At 72.3% G+C, this 15693-nt stretch carries 15 protein-coding genes; 9 read left to right on the forward strand and 6 right to left on the reverse strand.

Translation table 11 applies throughout. From position 1 onward, the window contains the following. Nucleotides 1-137: 137 nt before the first annotated feature. The 5 genes from ACZ7OI_RS37375 to ACZ7OI_RS37395 all read right to left on the reverse strand — a co-directional run bounded on the left by ACZ7OI_RS37375 (nucleotide 138) and on the right by ACZ7OI_RS37395 (nucleotide 5879). The gene (locus ACZ7OI_RS37375) at nucleotides 138-911 is read right to left on the reverse strand and encodes a hypothetical protein (protein WP_470268823.1); all 774 of its coding nucleotides are present in this window, start codon (nucleotides 909-911) and stop codon (nucleotides 138-140) included. Nucleotides 912-967: 56 nt separating this feature from the next. Further along, entirely contained in the window at nucleotides 968-2017 is a 1050-nt protein-coding gene (locus tag ACZ7OI_RS37380; RefSeq protein WP_470268824.1) for a L,D-transpeptidase, read from the reverse strand. Nucleotides 2018-2025: 8 nt separating this feature from the next. Then, the gene (locus tag ACZ7OI_RS37385; protein WP_470268825.1) at nucleotides 2026-3921 is read right to left on the reverse strand and encodes a S53 family peptidase; all 1896 of its coding nucleotides are present in this window, start codon (nucleotides 3919-3921) and stop codon (nucleotides 2026-2028) included. A gap of 365 nt (nucleotides 3922-4286) precedes the next feature. Next, nucleotides 4287-4703 (reverse strand): hypothetical protein, encoded by a 417-nt coding sequence (locus ACZ7OI_RS37390; RefSeq protein WP_470268826.1) that lies wholly within the window; start codon nucleotides 4701-4703, stop codon nucleotides 4287-4289. A 486-nt stretch (nucleotides 4704-5189) separates the two neighbouring features. After that, complete coding sequence (locus tag ACZ7OI_RS37395; RefSeq protein WP_470268827.1) at nucleotides 5190-5879, reverse strand: hypothetical protein; 690 nt, start codon at nucleotides 5877-5879, stop codon at nucleotides 5190-5192. 404 nt (nucleotides 5880-6283) lie between these two features. Here ACZ7OI_RS37395 and ACZ7OI_RS37400 point away from each other — a divergent pair, with 404 nt between their 5' ends. From ACZ7OI_RS37400 to ACZ7OI_RS37410, 3 genes are all read left to right on the forward strand, one after another. Continuing rightward, nucleotides 6284-6415 (forward strand): hypothetical protein, encoded by a 132-nt coding sequence (locus ACZ7OI_RS37400; protein ID WP_470268828.1) that lies wholly within the window; start codon nucleotides 6284-6286, stop codon nucleotides 6413-6415. Continuing rightward, entirely contained in the window at nucleotides 6408-7487 is a 1080-nt protein-coding gene (locus ACZ7OI_RS37405) for a hypothetical protein (RefSeq protein ID WP_470268829.1), read from the forward strand. Before ACZ7OI_RS37400 ends, ACZ7OI_RS37405 begins: the two co-directional genes overlap by 8 nt. Nucleotides 7488-7922: 435 nt before the next feature. Beyond that, on the forward strand, nucleotides 7923-9944 hold the full coding sequence (locus tag ACZ7OI_RS37410) for a hypothetical protein (RefSeq protein WP_470268830.1): 2022 nt from the start codon (nucleotides 7923-7925) through the stop codon (nucleotides 9942-9944). A gap of 192 nt (nucleotides 9945-10136) precedes the next feature. Here ACZ7OI_RS37410 and ACZ7OI_RS37415 read toward each other — a convergent pair whose 3' ends face one another. Then, complete coding sequence (locus tag ACZ7OI_RS37415; protein ID WP_470268831.1) at nucleotides 10137-10559, reverse strand: hypothetical protein; 423 nt, start codon at nucleotides 10557-10559, stop codon at nucleotides 10137-10139. A 370-nt stretch (nucleotides 10560-10929) separates the two neighbouring features. On the opposite strand from ACZ7OI_RS37415, the gene ACZ7OI_RS37420 reads away from it, so the two are divergent. The 6 genes from ACZ7OI_RS37420 to ACZ7OI_RS37445 all read left to right on the forward strand — a co-directional run bounded on the left by ACZ7OI_RS37420 (nucleotide 10930) and on the right by ACZ7OI_RS37445 (nucleotide 15637). After that, nucleotides 10930-11286 (forward strand): hypothetical protein, encoded by a 357-nt coding sequence (locus ACZ7OI_RS37420; RefSeq protein WP_470268832.1) that lies wholly within the window; start codon nucleotides 10930-10932, stop codon nucleotides 11284-11286. Further along, entirely contained in the window at nucleotides 11286-11822 is a 537-nt protein-coding gene (locus ACZ7OI_RS37425; protein ID WP_470268833.1) for a bifunctional DNA primase/polymerase, read from the forward strand. The genes ACZ7OI_RS37420 and ACZ7OI_RS37425 overlap by 1 nt, the downstream gene beginning before the upstream one ends. Then, nucleotides 11819-13171: a hypothetical protein gene (locus ACZ7OI_RS37430; protein ID WP_470268834.1), complete on the forward strand. Its 1353-nt coding sequence runs from the start codon at nucleotides 11819-11821 to the stop codon at nucleotides 13169-13171. The genes ACZ7OI_RS37425 and ACZ7OI_RS37430 overlap by 4 nt, the downstream gene beginning before the upstream one ends. A 502-nt stretch (nucleotides 13172-13673) precedes the next feature. Continuing rightward, nucleotides 13674-14462: a hypothetical protein gene (locus ACZ7OI_RS37435; protein WP_470268835.1), complete on the forward strand. Its 789-nt coding sequence runs from the start codon at nucleotides 13674-13676 to the stop codon at nucleotides 14460-14462. Between the two features lie 144 nt (nucleotides 14463-14606). Continuing rightward, complete coding sequence (locus tag ACZ7OI_RS37440; protein WP_470268836.1) at nucleotides 14607-14891, forward strand: hypothetical protein; 285 nt, start codon at nucleotides 14607-14609, stop codon at nucleotides 14889-14891. Nucleotides 14892-14917: 26 nt separating this feature from the next. Beyond that, nucleotides 14918-15637, forward strand: a complete 720-nt coding sequence (locus ACZ7OI_RS37445) for an HNH endonuclease family protein (protein ID WP_470268837.1) — start codon at nucleotides 14918-14920, stop codon at nucleotides 15635-15637. Nucleotides 15638-15693 lie beyond the last annotated feature (56 nt).

Raw genomic sequence — 15693 nt, forward strand, 5'->3', positions numbered from 1 at the left:
GCAGCGAGCGTGATGTCATCGACCGGATCCGGCAGGCCCAATGCGCGGCATCCTGGGACGTGCGGCCGGGCGCAGCGAGGCGCGGCCTGCCCGAAGCCTGTGGAACTCGGGCAGGCCGCGCGGGCCAGGCGGTCGGCTCAGCCGGTGACCGGCTGGTGGCCCGGTTTGGGCTGAGGCTTGGGCGCGATCTTGGGCGTGGGCTTGGCCGTGCTGCCGGGCTTCGCTCCCGGGTTGCCGCCGATGCCGGGCTTGCCCGGAGCGTGCGTGCCGCCGGTCGGCTTGCCCGGTCCCGGCTGGCCCGGATCCGGACGGCCGGGGCCCGGGTCGTGGGTCGGCGGGTTGGTGGGCGGGTTCGTCGGCGGGTTGGTGGGCGGGTTGGGCGCCTTGGCGCCGCAGGACACGACCGCGACGAGGACGGTTTCGGACCCGACCCCCGCGCCGATGAGCTTGACCGTCGCGCCGGTCGCTTTGCCGCCGGAGACGGTGCCGTAGGTGACCGTCAGGGTGTCCGACAGTTTCACGGTGCCGTGGCGGTTGGCCGAGGCTTTGCCGTCGGTGCAGGTCGTCGAGACCGCTCCGATGGACTTGCCGCCCACGGTCACGTCGGCGACGGTGGCCGAGGCGGTGCCCGCTCCGGCTTTCACGCTCAGCCCGCTGGCCTTGACGACGCCGGTCTGGGAGCGGACCGACCCGAGCGAGCCGGACTTGACCTCTCCGGACGAGCTGACGTACGGCTGGGGCTTGAGGTTGTCGGTGTCGCTGGCGGACACGCCGTAGGCGGTGGAGGCTTCGGCGGCCGAGGCCTGCCCGGCGCTGGCGACCCAGATTCCGGTGGCGCCCGCGGCGAGCACCGAGCCGCCCGCGAGCGCCGCGAGCATCGCGCGCGGCTTGATGGTGGTGGTGCGGACCATTTCTCCCCCTTGCTGTTCGGCCGCCCCTTCGCGGGCCGGGCCGGTGTGTTGCGGACTCACTTGATCAGCACCGGGGTGCCGAGCGGCACTTCGCTGCTGATGGTGTTCAGGGCGTCGGACGGGACGCGGATGCAGCCGTCGGACGAGGATTTGCCGTAGACCCCGTCGGTGGGCCAGGTGTGGACGGCGACGGTTCCGGGGCCGCCGCCGTAGGTGGTGTAGGTGTCGGAGTGCACCGACAGCGGCAGCACGATCGGGCTGAACGTGGGCTTGGTGTCGCGGATGGAGGCGAGGACGAACGCGCGCCCGGCGGGCGTCGGGGACACGGGTTTGCCGACGCCGACCGTCCAGGTCCGCGCGACCGCGCCGTCCTTGACCAGTTCCAGCCGGTAGGCGGTCCGGTCGACGCGCAGGAGGTAGGGCGTGCGGGCTTCCTCGATGCGCGGGTCGTCGCGGTAGAGCCAGGCGGCGGATCCGTTGGGGCGGCCCGGAACCAGCACCATCGCCCAGCCGGGCTGTTCGTCGATCACCGGGACCCAGGTGTCGGAGCCCAGCTGCGTCGGCGGCAGGGCGGCGATCGCTTTCTCGCCGGGCTTCGGGAAAAGCGGCACGACGCTCCTCGGGTGCAGGACCAGGCCGCCGGGCTGCTGGTCCGGATGCGGATCGCGCGGTGCCGTCGGCAGGTCGGCGAACGTCGACTCCTGCGGCAGCACCGCCAGTTCGGCGTCGCCGACCCGGACCGGCGGGACGACCTGCTCGGCGTCCCCGGCCGTGTCCGGCGCACCGGCGGCAGCCGCGTTCGGCGTGTCCGGGGCCGCGGTGTCGGCGCGGGAGGCGGCGGTGACCGCGGTCAGCGCCGCCGCCGCGGCGAGCACGGCGAGGGCGAGGAGCAGGACCCGTCCCCGCCCGGCCGGGCGGCGCGGCGGCTGCTCGGATGCGCGGCCGTCGATGTCGTCGCGATCGGCGCTGCTGTCGCGGGCCGGGTTCTGGTGCTCGCCCGGTTCGGGCGCGCGGTGCTTCCCCACTTGCTCCCCCAGAGTGTGCGGATGGTCGGGCGGGTCGAGGGCGGTGCGGCGGTTCGGGGCCTGCCGCACCGCCCTCGACACGGGTGCGGTTACTTGGCGAAGGCGGCGGTGAAGCCGTCTGCCGGGGTGCCGAGACCGCCGACGTAGTCGAAGCCCGGCGCGGACTGGATCGACTGGGGCTTGTCGTCGACGTCGATCAGCACGTCGCGGCCCGAGGCGTCGCGGCTCCAGATCCCGGCCTTCTGCGGGGTCACGTCGGCGATCGCCGCCTTGTTGCCGGCGAGCTTGTAGAGCGCGCCGTTCATGAAGCCGAGACGGGTCACGCCGCGGGCCTGCTGGGCGTTGGCGAAGATCCCGGCCATGATCGGCGAGCCGAGCGAGGTGCCGCCCATCGGGCCTTCCTTCCCGCGCATGACGACGTTCATGCCGGTGTAGGGATCCGACAGCGCGGAGATGTCGGGGATCGCGCGCTTGCCGTTCGCCGAGGCGGGCACCACGCCCTTCTGCCAGTCGGGCGCGTCGTAGACGGCGGAGACCCCGCCGCCCGCGCCGCCGGCGAAGCGGCCGCCGGCACCGGTCTTGGGAACCCACTGGCCGCCGCTGAGGGTGTTCGCGGCGGATTCCCAGCCGCTGGTGAAGGCGACCTTGTTGTCCTTGCCCAGCGCGACGGTGGTGCCGCCGACCGAGGTGACCCAGGGCGAGGCCACCGGGAACGCGACGCCGGGCCCGCGACCGCCCGCCGAATCGTCGCCCGCGTCGCCGGAGGAGAACAGGATCGCCTGGCCCTGCACCGCGGCCTGGACCGCCACGTCCTCGAACTGCTCCCGGGTGGACTGGGAGATCTCGTTGTCGCGCGCGGTCGAGGACCACGAGTTGGTGATGATGCTCGCCTTGTTGTCCGCGACCGCGCGGTTGAGCCCGTCGTAGGCGGAGCAGTCCTTGGACGCGTACCAGATGAACTTCGCGGCCGGGGCGGTCGCCTTGACCGCTTCGGCGTCCATGGTCTCTTCCCGGTTCCAGCCTTCTTCGCCGTCGCCGCCCTGGCAGTTGGCCGGCAGGCCGCCGGAGGCGTCGGTCGTGTACTGGCCGGGCGCGGGCGGGGTGCTGCCCGCGCGGGTCGCCCACTGGGCGACGTCGGCGGCGAGCGTCTTGGACGCGAACACGCCGGTGGCGGCGACGGTCTGCCCGGCGCCGGTGTCACCGGCGGTCAGCCCGTACATCGCGCGGACCTGGCCGGCGTTGTAGCCGCAGATCTGGTTGCTCTGGCGTCCGGCCGGGTATTTCTGCGGGACGTCGGTGTTGTTCTGCTCGGCCCAGTAGCGCGAGCAGTACTGGTTCGCGGCGGCTGCCGCCGGTGCGGCCGGGGACGCTCCGGGCTTGCGGTGCCGGGACGCGGTGACGGCGCGGTCGCCGTCGTCCAGCCCGAGCACGGCGGTGACCGCCGGGCGCACGGCCTGCGGCAGCGTGACCTCGCCTTCGGGCGCGGCCAACGTCAGGCCGCCCTTGCGGTAGTTGGCGAGGCGGACGCCGAAGGCGTTCTGCAGCTGCTCGACCGAGCCGCGCGCGGCGACGAAGTGCCGGTTCGCCGACACCTCGCCGACCTGGAGGCCTTCGGCGCGCAGCCAGTCCTGGACCTGGCGCACGGTCTCGGCGGTCGGCCCGAACCGGTCGAGGAACTGCTGCGGGCTCAGGAACTTGCCGTGCTGGGCGGATCCCGGCGTGGTGACCGCCTCGGCCAGCCGCTGCGCGCCGGCCTCATCGCGCAGGCCGAGCGCGATCCGGACTTCGCGCTGCTGGGCGCCGTCGACGTCGGCGACCTTCGCCCGCGGCGTGGCCCACGCCGGATGGCTGCCCGCCACCGCGGTCCGGTCGGATTCCCCCGGGTGGCTGCCGAGCGCCTGCGCCGAGACCGGCGCCGCGGCCACCCCGGCCAGCACCGCCGCCCCCGCCATCACGCCCGCCAAGCGGGCTGATCGCACTGCCATACGTATTTCCCCCGTGTTCTCGTCTAGCATTCGTGGCAACACCGGATGACGCGAATGAGCGACAGCGACAGCGGTTCAGGAAAGCGAAAAAACGACGGCGGAAACAGTTCTCTTCCGCCGGGCGATCCCCCTGATAACTCTTTCCCTCATCCCCCGGTGCGGACCGAACTCTCCTGCCGGTCCGTCTGAACTGGCCTTATGGCGCTGTTCGTTGCAGAGCTTCGCAGTCTGCAGGGGCGCAGTCAACACTTTCCCGCGAAATTGTGCACCACATTTTCCCTGAATTGAAAGGCGCTTTTCCGGGTATGCCGAAAGCCGGTTCGAAGGGTCTCGAACCGGTTTATCGGCGGTCTGCGGAATGGCGGTCAGCGCACGGGAAGAGCCTCCGTGAGCACGAATGCGCGGTAGGAGCCGCAGGCGGTGGTGTCCTGCGCGGTGTCGACGTACCCGCGCACCCGCAGCCGCTGCTGGACAGGGCGCTCGCCGCGCTCGGCCTGCGCGCGCAGAACCTGCGCGGGCGGACCGGTGAGCCGGAAGATCTGGGTGCGCCCGCCCGGCGCGGGGGCCTCCATCCTCATGCAGCCGGGACGGGGGTCGGCCCAGCGGACCTCGACGACGGTCTCGACCACGGGGCCGCGCGCGTCCGGGGGTGGCATTGAGACGGGGCCGGCGCCCGGATTCGCCGGGGACGAGGACGAACCGCAGCCGCCGAGGGCGGCCGCGGCGGCGGCCAGCGCGCACAGCGCCGCGCCGCGCCGGAGTCGAGGTGGGGCCACGTTCACCAGGAATGCCTTTCTGTGCGGGCAAAGCAGCCGGTTCCGCCGCGTCGGGTCCGCGTGGGCGACGCGGCGGAACCGGCACGGCCGGGCGGGTGCTGCGCTGGGGTCGCAGTCGCCGCCCGCGGCCGGTCTCTCTCCCGGACCCCCAGCCCGGGAGAAAACTCGGCAAAAATCCGGTGCGGGCCGGTCTCGCCGCGTCCCGGGATGCCCATCCGGCGGGACACGGCGAGACCGGTTCGGCTGCTTCGTCGCCGCGACTGGGGAGGGCGGCCCCTGAGGTGCGGGTCGCGAAGGGTGCCGCGGCAGCAGCCGGTCCGGATTCCCCCGGGGAACGTCGGGCTTCCCCGGGGAACCGTCAATTCGCGGGCGCGCGGCCGCGCGAGCCGACGTCCGGGCGTCCGATGCGGACGGTCCCGGACTGTCGTGCACGAGCTGCCAGGCAACGCGGTCGCGGGCAGAGCATCCGCCCGCGAATTGACGGAAGAGCGTTCATGCGGCCGATCGGGCTCCCGGCCCGAATTCGGCGGGCACCAGGTGCGCGTCGTCGGGCGGGCCGACGAGCGGGTACTCCCACCACGTGTGCTCCCAGTCGCCGACCCGCCAGCCCAGCGGAGTCACCGGCGCCGGCAGTTTCCTCTTTCCCCGCGAGGTCGCCGGGCGGGCCGGGCGCACGGGCCGCCCGGCGTCGGGGGGCGGCTCGGTGACGGAGGAGGAGTTCGTGGTCAGGATGCCCGCGACCGCGGCCCACGCCCGGTCGGTGAGGCGGCCCACGACCCCGGCCCCGTAGACCACCAGGGCCAGGTCGCCGTCGAACTCCTCGATCTGGACGTCCAGGCAGAGGTGGTAGCCCAGTCCGGCGAGCCGGTGCTTGGCGTCCCACAGCTCCCCGACCGCCGGCGCGCCGTACTGCTGGCGACGCTCGAACAGGCCGGGCTCGGCATGGTGCAGGGACTCGTAGTCGACGTGCTCGCACACGGTGCGCGCCACCGGCGAGATCGCCCACGGCGACACCGACGGGCGGACGTGGAAGTCCAGCTGCTGCGCGAGACCGTCCGGAACCAGGGCCTGGCCGGGATCGAGACGTCCCCCGCAGGCCCCCGGCTCGGCCAGGAAGACCAGCGGTGCCCCTCCGGGACCTGCGGGCGGTCGCGCCCCCTCCGGTCCTGTGGTCGTGCTCAAGGATCCCCCCTCCTTGGGACCGCGGAGCGACCCCGGCGACCGGCCGGGAAGCGACGGCGAACACGTACCGTGACGCCGGTTCCCGGTAGCCGGGACAGGCCCCGAATGTGTCCTCCGCGGTGGAGCGGATCCCCCGATCCGTCCTCGCCCCGCTGGACGTCAGCTAACCACAATGATGACCCAACGTCACGATCACGGGAAAAAACCCACCTTGATTAGTCTGAAAGGGTGAAAAATGGTTACGGAGGGCGCTTAACCATAGTTAATCGGGTATTCAGTCAACGCCCGGCACCCAGGTCGCGAGGCGTTCCGGGCAGCTGTCGCGGCGCTCGCGGACGGGCCGGGAGGGGCTGGTTCGAAACGCCCGTGATCGCGTAGCGTCACCAGCGGGACAGGGGAGGGAAATGATCTGGGGGTGGATCGCGGCCGGGGTCCTGTACGCGGCCGGCATCGCTTGCGTCGCCCGCGGCGCGCACCAGCTTCTCCGGCGCCGCCGGGCACGGCGGCGCGCGCACGACGGCGGCCGGGATGAGTGAACCCGGCGGCCGCGCGCACGAGGAGCGGACCCGCCGGTCCGCGACGCGCCGCGCGTTGCGCGCCGTCGAACGCGAAGCCCGCATCCTCCGCCGCCGCGGCTGGGCCGCTCGCGACCACCCGCGCGTGGTCCCGGCACTGCTGGAGCACGCGTGCCGCACGCACCGGCAGCTGCTCGCCGCCGCCGACGACCTCGCCGCCGCCTGGCTGGAAGGCCGATCCGTCCCGAGGGCGGCCCTCGCCCGCTACGGCGAACTCGTGGCGTGCTCCCGCTCGGTCCGCCCGTTCCTCGTGACCGGCAGCGCGCAGGTCTGGCACCTGCTCTACCGGGCCGGCCGCCTGGTCCGGCGCGAGCCGGCATGGGCCCGTCCCGACGGCGCAGACGCTTGCCCGGAACGGCCGCGCCGGCGTCCCCCACACGGGCGAGCCGCCGTGGTCAGACCGCAACACGCCGGTGAAAGGCCACGGTGCTTGATCGCACCCGACTTTTGTACAAAAGTCTCCGCCATGCCGAAGCATCGTGGTGCGAAACAGCGTGCGAACGGGCTGAACCATTTGATGTGGCGTCCGAGCATCGACGCCCGTCTTCACGTGGCCATCAAGGTCGCGGGCCGACAGCACCGCGAGGCGGGCACGCTCGCCTACGAGCGGATCCTGCGCGCCGGTCTCCGGGCCGTCGGCCTGGGCCGTGTCCTCGCGCGCGCACTCGCGTTCGGCGACGTGGTGACCAATGAGGACATGGCACGGCTCGAACGCGCCCTGTTCGCCGAGTTCGGCTTGTCCCCGGGGACGGCCAAACAGCGCCCGCTCGGACTGGCTATCCGCCTGGAGCGCCCAAGCGTGGACGCGCGCCTGCACGCGGCGATGAAGGTCGCCGCCGTGCAGCGGGGCGAAGCGGGCACGCTGGCCTACGAACGCATCGTGACAGCGGGCCTGCAGACCATGCGCCTGGGAGATCTCGCCGACTACGCGTTCGCGTTCGGCACCGTCAAGACCAAAGACGACATGGAAAAGCTCGAACTCGCGCTGCTCTCCATGATCGGCCTGCCCGAGGAGGAACAGATGGCGTCCTAAACGAGCCGAGGCGGCCTCCCCGACAGGGATGCCGCCTCGAAGCCTGGTAGCAACTGTCCGCCGACCTGGCAGTCAATGCGGCTAGTTGCACCTCACACCCCTGGTGCCACCCGGGGGCCCACACTCTTTCGCCCGACCTCGCAAGAAGGGCTCTGTCGTGCCTACGGTACCTGGTGCCGGAGGCATTTTCCAGCACTCGCGTGCTCTCGTGTCTCCGCGCGCCCTCTTCACGCTGCCCGTTTCCCCAGGTCAGCAGATCTGTGTTGGGCAGATCACCGCCACGACCCGCATGTCGACCGCGGGTCCGGCCACACCGCCACCGCGGTTTAGCGACGCCGTTCGGCGTCGACCCGCGCGGGCGTTGCCCGCGCGCCGCGAGCGATTCCGCTCCCGCCCGCGCGCCCGTCGGCGTGCCGCGAACCGGGCGGTCGCGCGGTGACCGCCTCCCCCGCCGAACCCGCCGACCGCCAGCCGCGGCCGGCGCGGCCGCCCCGGATCGACGCGGTCGCGCACTGGCGGCTCGCGGCCGCGATCACCCCGCGCTCCGGGCTGCGCACCGACACCTGGGACGACGCCGCCTCGACGTGGCTGCACCAGTACGACCACCAGCCATGGCCCGACGCGCCCCCGCCCGGCCCGTACGCGCTGTACCTCGCCGACGACACCGGCCAGTTCCGGCTGCTGTGCTTCGACCTCGACGCCGCCCGCGGCGACGTGGAAGCCGATCTCGTCCGACTGGCCGACCTGCTCGACACCGTCGGCGCGCGCTACGCGGTCGCCGCGTCCGGACCCGGCGGCGGCCGCCACGTGTGGCTCTCGCTCGGCCCGGACGGCGCCGCCCCGCTGGCCGTGCGCCGCCTGGCGAAGCTGCTCGCCCGGGAGCTGCCGACGCTCGACCACGGGATGCTGTGCAACCCGCGCACCGGTGCCGCCCGGCCGCCCGGCGCCCCGCACCGCGGCGGCGGCCACTCCGTCCTGCTGCACCCCGCCGATCCCGGCACCGCGACGGCGGCGCTGACCGCGGCGAACGACGGAGTCGTGGAGCGGCTCACCGACCAGCTGCTCGCAACCACCACGACCCCGGACGAGCGCGCCGCCCCCTCGCCCACCGCACGCCAGGTCGTCGACCGCGGAGGCGCACCGGCGCTGGCCGGGCTCCGCAGGGAACCGTCCCCGAGCACCCGCGCGGCCCTCGACACCGTCCCCCGCGACGGCGAGGCCAACGCCCTGCTCGCCTCCGTCCTGGTCGGACTCGCGCTCGCGCGCTGGTCGTGGCCGGAGGTGCACGCGCTGCTCGATCACGCACCGGGACTCGAACACGCGCGCAGCCGGTCGAACCCGCGCTCCGGAGCACCCCGCATCCCCCGCGGCGACGGCGCGGCCCGGAAACTCCTGCTGCGCCAATGGCGGCGCAGCGTCGAATACGCCGCCCGCATCCCGGCCGCAGCGTCCGACGACGACACCAGCAGAGGAGAAGAAACCGCCCGGCTCGTCGCCGCCGTCCAGTCCGCCGCCGACGACGACCCCGAACGGTGGGCCCGCCCGTCCGGCCCCGCCGACCGCGGCGTCCTCGACGCACTGTGCCTGGTCGCCCTGAACGCCTGCAGCGTCGAGGTCGACCTCGACATCCGGCGCACCGCGGCGATGGCGGGCATCAGCAAGTCCGCCGCCGCCCGCGCCTTCGACCGCCTCGGCAAGGACGGAGTCCTCCTCCGCACGATCGACGCGTCCGGACCGCGCGCCGCCACCTGGAAGCTGCTGCCCCCCGCAACCTCCCCTGAACAGCAACAGCAGGGTGGGACACAAGGACCCCGCCCCCCGTCCGGGGAGCGGGAAGATCTCCGTCACCGCCTCGCAAGCACCCTCGGCGTCCGCAGCGCGGACGCCTTCGCTCCTCGAAACATCGGAGGTCTGGGCCGTCACTGCGCCCGAATCGCCGCCGGGCTCCTGGAACCTCGGGACGCTGCCGAGCTGAGCCGTATATGCGGTTATACGGTCGGGACGTGTCGGCGGCACCTGGCGACGATGAAGTCGCTCGGGCTCCTCCGACGCAGCAGAGCGGGGCGGGCCGTGCTGAACGTCGCGAAGCTGACCGCGGCCGCGAAACGGCTGGGAACCCACGGGCACCGGGCGCGGCAAGCCCGCTGGACGACGGTGGACCGAGCCGTCTACGCCTGGTGGCGGGAGGAAGAACAGTGGATGCGGGCGCCGAAACGAGCGCGACGGCCGTCGGCGGGCGAACGGAGCCTGCAGCTGTGGGGATCCGGACGCCGCGAACCGTTCCCCCGGACAGGGAAACGAGCCGACTTCGCCGAAGCCCGCCGCCTGACCGCGCAACGCCACGGCCTGCTCCCCGCTTCGCGGCTCTCGACCGACGACGTCGTGAAGCTCCTCGTCGACCAGCTCGGCGCCGTCGCGCTCGAGCCGAGCGGCCGGCAGGAACACCTCGGCGCGTGAGACGAGACCAGATCGCCTGCTCGCCGGATGCCGGCCTCGGTCGCGTAGCGGGTCTCCCGGCTCCGACTGTCGGCCGGACCGGAGGCGGCACACCGGAGCCGCCGGGACGCCGCGCACCGGCCCGGCAGGGTCAGCTCCCCCGAATCCCGTGCGACACAATGGGAATCGCTTCGGACAGGCGCGCGGCGAGCGTCAGTCCGCGACGGCGGCCGGGTGTCCCCCCTCGGCGCCGAACGGCCCGGTCAGGGTGATGAATCCGTCCGCACTGACGTCCAGTTCCCGGAAGTCCCGCAGGGCCGCGGCCCGCGAATGCGCGTCCGGCAGGCCGACCCGGTTGCCGTAGAAGGCCGTGACGTACGCCAGCTTGCCGGCCAGATCGGCCACGTGCCTGGCGACCGCCCACGGGTGCTTGCAGGCGATCGTGTCCAGCGCGCAGCGAGACCGTGCCATGACGTCGTGCAGCGCCGCGCTCTCGGCAGCGAGGCGGCGGTGCACTTCGGGCAACGGGAACGGGTCGCGGTCTACCGGGTGCTCGACCAGGACCTGCCGGACGCGCCACGCGATCGAGAAGATCTCGGCTGCGAGCCGCTCAGCTGCGTCGGTTTCTCCTGTCATCGGGCAAGAGTATTCGGCGGATGGAACACCCGATTGGAGGCCAGGGCCAAGGACTGGACCCGTCGGCCTCCCACCGGCATCCTTTGCCCGGGGCGTCGACGGGAGCGTCGTTGCCGGGCGGATGTTGGCCCGACAGCATTTTGGGCTGACCACGGCGATCCGGGGTCGCGCCATGCGCACGAGACGGGTTACCGTGTCTACGCGCGGTTCGCACGCGCCCCGAGTCGCGGATGACGCCCACGCCGTCCCATATCGACTTTGGTGAAAGGTCCTCGGTGGATCGCGGATCAGTTGTCCAGGGTGGTGTTGTTGCTGTGCCGCGACTGAGGGGCGCAGGGCGTGGGGCTGTGCCGGAGAGTGCAGGCAAGCGATGACGGCCAACGCCGGTGTGAAGAAACTGATCCGCAACCGCATGGCGCATGCGAAGGAGACGTACTCGAAAGCCGCCGAAAAGGTCGAGATCATCCGGGAAGTCATGGCGGAGATGGATCTCGGTTTCGAGGATGCGCAGGACTACGTCGACGACCCCGCCAACCAGGTGATGTGCCGGACGTGCGGGTGGACGCACGGGATGGTTTGCCCCGAGTGCGTCCCCGGCTGCGGCTGCAACCCGCACGGGTGCACCGGCTACCGGCACGACGGCGGGGGCAATGATTTCGAGGACGACCCGTACGACGAGGACTGCGACTGCGGCGGCAGCCTCCCCTACGACTGCGTGTGCCAGTGATGGCCGCCCAGCACGGTCTCCCTGACCCCGGTCTCGCGGCGGAGCGCGGCCTGGCGGTGTTCCCCCTCCCCGCCGGGAGCAAGAAGGCCGAACCCGGCTGGCCGGACACGATCGTCACCGGCACCCCCGGCCAGGTGCGCGCCGACTGGCCGTTCGGGGCGAACGTCGGCGTTTCCTGCCGCGCATCGAAGCTCGCCGCCCTCGACCTCGACGGCCCGGACGGCATCGCCCGGTTCGAGGCGCTGTGCGCACGGTGGGGCCAGCAACCGCCGACGACGTTGACGATCCGGACTCCGCGCACCGGGCGGCACGTGCTGCTGCGGATGCCGCCGCGGCTGGTCGTGCGTTCCGCGTCGGGCGAGAAGTCGCGGCTCGGGCCGGGCATCGACATCCGCGGCCCCGGCGTGCGGGTCGGCGGATATCTCGCCGGACTCGGCTCGGTCACCGAGGACGGGGTGTACGAGGTCGAGACGGACGCGCCGATCGCGCCCATGCCCGCGTGGCTCGCCGCGCTGATCGGACGGAGGGTCCGGTGACCGCGACCAGCAGCGCAGCACCCAGCTCGAACGACGACGCCCGGCCCGAGAAGGCGAAGTCGCTGCTTCAGCAGAAGGCCGAGGACGCGTGGGCGAAGCTGAACCAACGTCAGCAGGCGTGGCTGCGGGTCATATACGGCGCCGACCAGGACGAAGAGAAGCACCAGAAGGGCGCGTACCTGCGCGGCGACACGGTGGTCCCGGCGTCGGTGTGGCGGTGGCAGGAGTACGAGGCGACCCGCAAACCCCGACGCGGGGAGACCGCCAAGCGCGGCCTGCTCCAGGAGCGGCTGGACGACCTGGAGGTCCGCGACCCCGGCGCCGGGTCCACGATCAAGGTGCTGGAGGACGCCGGCCTGATCGAGGTCCGGTACCGCTCCGACGACCCGTCCGCCAACCGGATGGGCATCCGGTTGACCAGGCACGGGCGGGCCACCGCCCGCGTCGGCGGGGTCGACGACACCCGCGCCGCGCGCAGCACCAAGGAACAGCCGCTGTCGGAGGGCCGATGGCGGTTGTTCTCCACGGTCGCCGCCGACCCCGAGGGTCGGTGGTGCCGGTGGGGCTACGTGCACGAAGCGTGGGAATGGTTCAAGGACAAGGGACTGGTGCACGTCGTCGCGGACGGTCCGCACTCGCGGATCCGGTTCACCGACGACGGCCTGGCGCACTACCGCGAGCAGTGGTCCGCCTACGTGCGGATGTACCCGGCGGTGGCCGCGCCGCACCCGGACGGCGACCCGGTCTGGCCGGTCGAGGTCGACCGCGCTCTCGCGCCGCTGAAACGCGCGTGCCGGAACCTCGCATCGGAAGCCGACGACCTGGCCGAGAAGGCGGCGGCGAAACCGCCCGAACTGGAACAGACCGACCGGTCCTCGCCGCCGGAAATCCGGCTGATGGTCCAGATGCGGAACAAACGGATCAAGGCCGAGCAACGTCGCCATGCCCTGCTGGAGCCGCACCGGGACGAGGTTCTGCGGTTGCGACGCGTGGTCGTCAACCGGTACCTCGCGCTCGCCGGCGCCGTGGTCACCGCCGTCGCCGAGGGCACCGACCCGGTCAACGCCGTGAACACGGTGCTGCGCGCCACCCCGCCGGTGCTGGGCGACGTGGCCGATCTCCCGTACCCGCGGACCGGGCTGGACGGCGTGGACAAGAACATCACCACCGCCCGCCCGGGGACGTCGCACCGGCGCGGGAAACGGGCACCCGCCGTCCCGACCGGGCCGGTCTCGACCGACGACGCCCTGGCGTACGCGGAGTTCCTGCACGACCTCGTGAAAGGCGGTCTGCTCGCCCGGCTGCTGCTGCGCCGCGAACCGCCCGAGCAGAACGGAGCGGCACGGTGAGCGGAACGGGTTCGCCGACGCCGGCCTGCCGCCGGACCTGATCGTCGGCGGGATGTACGTGGTCGTCGGCGCGGCCTGGCCGGTGTCGTGGCCGTACGGATGGTGGGCTGTCTGGCATGACGACGGCGCTCCGCTCGACCCCGACGGAGACCCGGACTAGTCGCAAGGGGGCGGGGGGCGTCGCCTGGTGAGAACTCGACTTCATCGCAGAACGCTGGGTAAACTAGGGCAAAACGTTCTATGATGAAGTTTTGCCGAGCGGGACCTGCTGGGAGGTCGAGGAGCCCCGTCGCAACGACGACCGAGACAACCTGGGAACCGGCGACACAGCTGATGCCGACGTGCTGCCCGTCGCAGTCCAAGAGCGGTTCCCCCTGGACAGCGCCCGAGAAGCGACAGCAAAGACGCGTCGCACGGGCAGCCTGTCGAACATGGACCGGGCCGCTCGGATCGCCTAGACTCGCAGCAAAACACGTTTCACCCGAGTTAAAATGGAGATACGGTGGCGACGACACAGCTGCGGGCGCGTACGACCCGGCCGGACGGGACTCCGGTCGTACGAACGGACGTGCCGTACCGGCTGACGCTGGTCAAAGCGGCGACGCTGCTCGCGCTCGTGTTCGCGCACCAACCCATGCAGAGCCGGGTCACGACCGTCACCGACGGGATCATCCGAGGAGTGCGGGAACGCCGGCTGGGCGCGCTGTGCGACCCGGTCGACGAGGACGAGCCGCTGCCCGACGCCGACGAGTACCGGCAGGCCGAGGATGCGGCGCTCGCCGAACTGGACGCCGATCCGGCCGCGGTGGAGGCGTACCGGCGGATGCTGGTCGAACTGGACATGTTCCCCTCCCCCGAGCGTCGGGAAGAGATGCTGGGCATCCTGCGCACGGCGCAGACAGAGGCCAAGGCCGTCGAGGACGCGAAGGAGAAGGCGAAGATCCTGCGGCGGGCGCAGCGGACGCTACCGCGCATGTGGGCGATCCACCAGAACCCGGTCACCGCCGAGGCCGAGATCGGGCCTGAGGCCACGCACTACTTCGACATCGGGGAGGCCGCGACGGCGTGCGCGTGGTTGTACGGCAACGAGCCGCGCCGGATTGGGGAGATGACGGTGCGGCGCGCGCTGCACCAGGCCGCGCGGAAGCGCCTGTTCGACGACCCGGACGGCCGGGTCCAGCCGCCCGAGGTGGTGCAGGGCTACCGGCAGAAGATCGAGAGCCTGGGCATCTTCGAGCTGAAACAGCCCAAGCGGGCCTCGGCCCGGCGCGGCACCGCCCGCAGGAACTGACCGGGAGACCGCAGACCAGTCCAGGAGGGCCGTCCGGCGTGGTTCGGACGGCCCTCCTCTGCACCCTTAACTAGGGCAAAAGGTGCTAGGATGAAGTTGTAAGCCAGTTCACTGTCGAGAAAACGAGAAGAAAGGAGGTGACCGGTGACCGCGTCGCTCGCCCCCACCACCTCATCGATCAGCACCGCGCCGCGCGTTCCGTGCACCGGTCGTCCCGTGAGAACCGACCGGCCCCCGCAGGGATCGCCCATCGTCGCGCAACTGTTTCGCCCGGCCCCGGACGTCGTCCGGCTGGCCTTCGCCGACGCCAGCGTGCCGTTCGGCTGCCCGGCCTGCGGCCAACCGGCCGTCGCCTGGCATACGGCCGACGGGCTGATCGCGCACGCCGACTCGCGCCTGCCGCACTGCGACATGCGGCGCGGGACCTGACGAGAAGAAACCGGAGGAAAGACCTGATGAGACCTCGACACACCGCGCTGCTCGCGGCGGTGGCCGCCGGGCTGCTGCTGGGCGGATGCCACCAGAAGCCGACCGGCCCGGCCAACGACGCACCGGCCGTCGCGGCGACCGCGACTCCTGCGGCCGCGCCGGAGACGACCGCCGTGGAGACCCTGGTCGCCGTGGCGGGCGTGCCCGCCGACGCGGGCACGGCGGCCGCGATGGTCGACAAGCTGGTCGTCGCCCCGCCGGGGCCGATGGCCGGCTACTCGCGGGACCAGTTCGGGAAGGGCTGGGCCAGGCAACCGGACGGCTGCGCCACCCGTGACGACGTGCTCGCCGCCCAGGGCCAGGGCGTCGTGAAGGAAGGGCGCTGCAAGGTCGTGTCCGGGCACTGGACCAGCCTGTACGACGGGGTCCCGATGACCTCGCCCAAGGGCGTCGACATCGACCATTTCGTGCCGCTGGCCGAAAGCTGGCGGACCGGCGCGGCGAAATGGACCCCGGAGCAGCGGAAGGCGTTCGCCAACGACGTCCAGCTGGAGCTGGTCGCCGTCACCGCGCACTCGAACAGGTCCAAAGGGGACGACCCGCCGCCGGACTACACGCCGACGAGCAAGTCCCAGCTCTGCCCGTATGCGAAGCGCTGGACCGCGGTGAAGACGAAGTACCGGCTGTCCGCGACCGAGCGGGAAAAGAACGCGCTGCGGCAGATGCTCGACACCTGCCTCGCATAGAACGCCCCAGAGAACGAGAAACCCCCACCACCTCACGGGAACCGAGAGAAACGAGA

The organism is Amycolatopsis sp. NPDC114503 (assembly GCF_055633655.1).

What these genes read in the sequence shown, in the direction of transcription:
- ACZ7OI_RS37375 (WP_470268823.1), bottom strand. Translation starts at nt 911, where the DNA reads ATGGTCCGCACCACCACCATCAAGCCGCGCGCGATGCTCGCGGCGCTC.
- ACZ7OI_RS37385 (WP_470268825.1), bottom strand. Translation starts at nt 3,921, where the DNA reads ATGGCAGTGCGATCAGCCCGCTTGGCGGGCGTGATGGCGGGGGCGGCG.
- ACZ7OI_RS37400 (WP_470268828.1), top strand. Translation starts at nt 6,284, where the DNA reads ATGATCTGGGGGTGGATCGCGGCCGGGGTCCTGTACGCGGCCGGCATC.
- ACZ7OI_RS37405 (WP_470268829.1), top strand. Translation starts at nt 6,408, where the DNA reads ATGAGTGAACCCGGCGGCCGCGCGCACGAGGAGCGGACCCGCCGGTCC.
- ACZ7OI_RS37415 (WP_470268831.1), bottom strand. Translation starts at nt 10,559, where the DNA reads ATGACAGGAGAAACCGACGCAGCTGAGCGGCTCGCAGCCGAGATCTTC.
- ACZ7OI_RS37420 (WP_470268832.1), top strand. Translation starts at nt 10,930, where the DNA reads ATGACGGCCAACGCCGGTGTGAAGAAACTGATCCGCAACCGCATGGCG.
- ACZ7OI_RS37425 (WP_470268833.1), top strand. Translation starts at nt 11,286, where the DNA reads ATGGCCGCCCAGCACGGTCTCCCTGACCCCGGTCTCGCGGCGGAGCGC.
- ACZ7OI_RS37445 (WP_470268837.1), top strand. Translation starts at nt 14,918, where the DNA reads ATGAGACCTCGACACACCGCGCTGCTCGCGGCGGTGGCCGCCGGGCTG.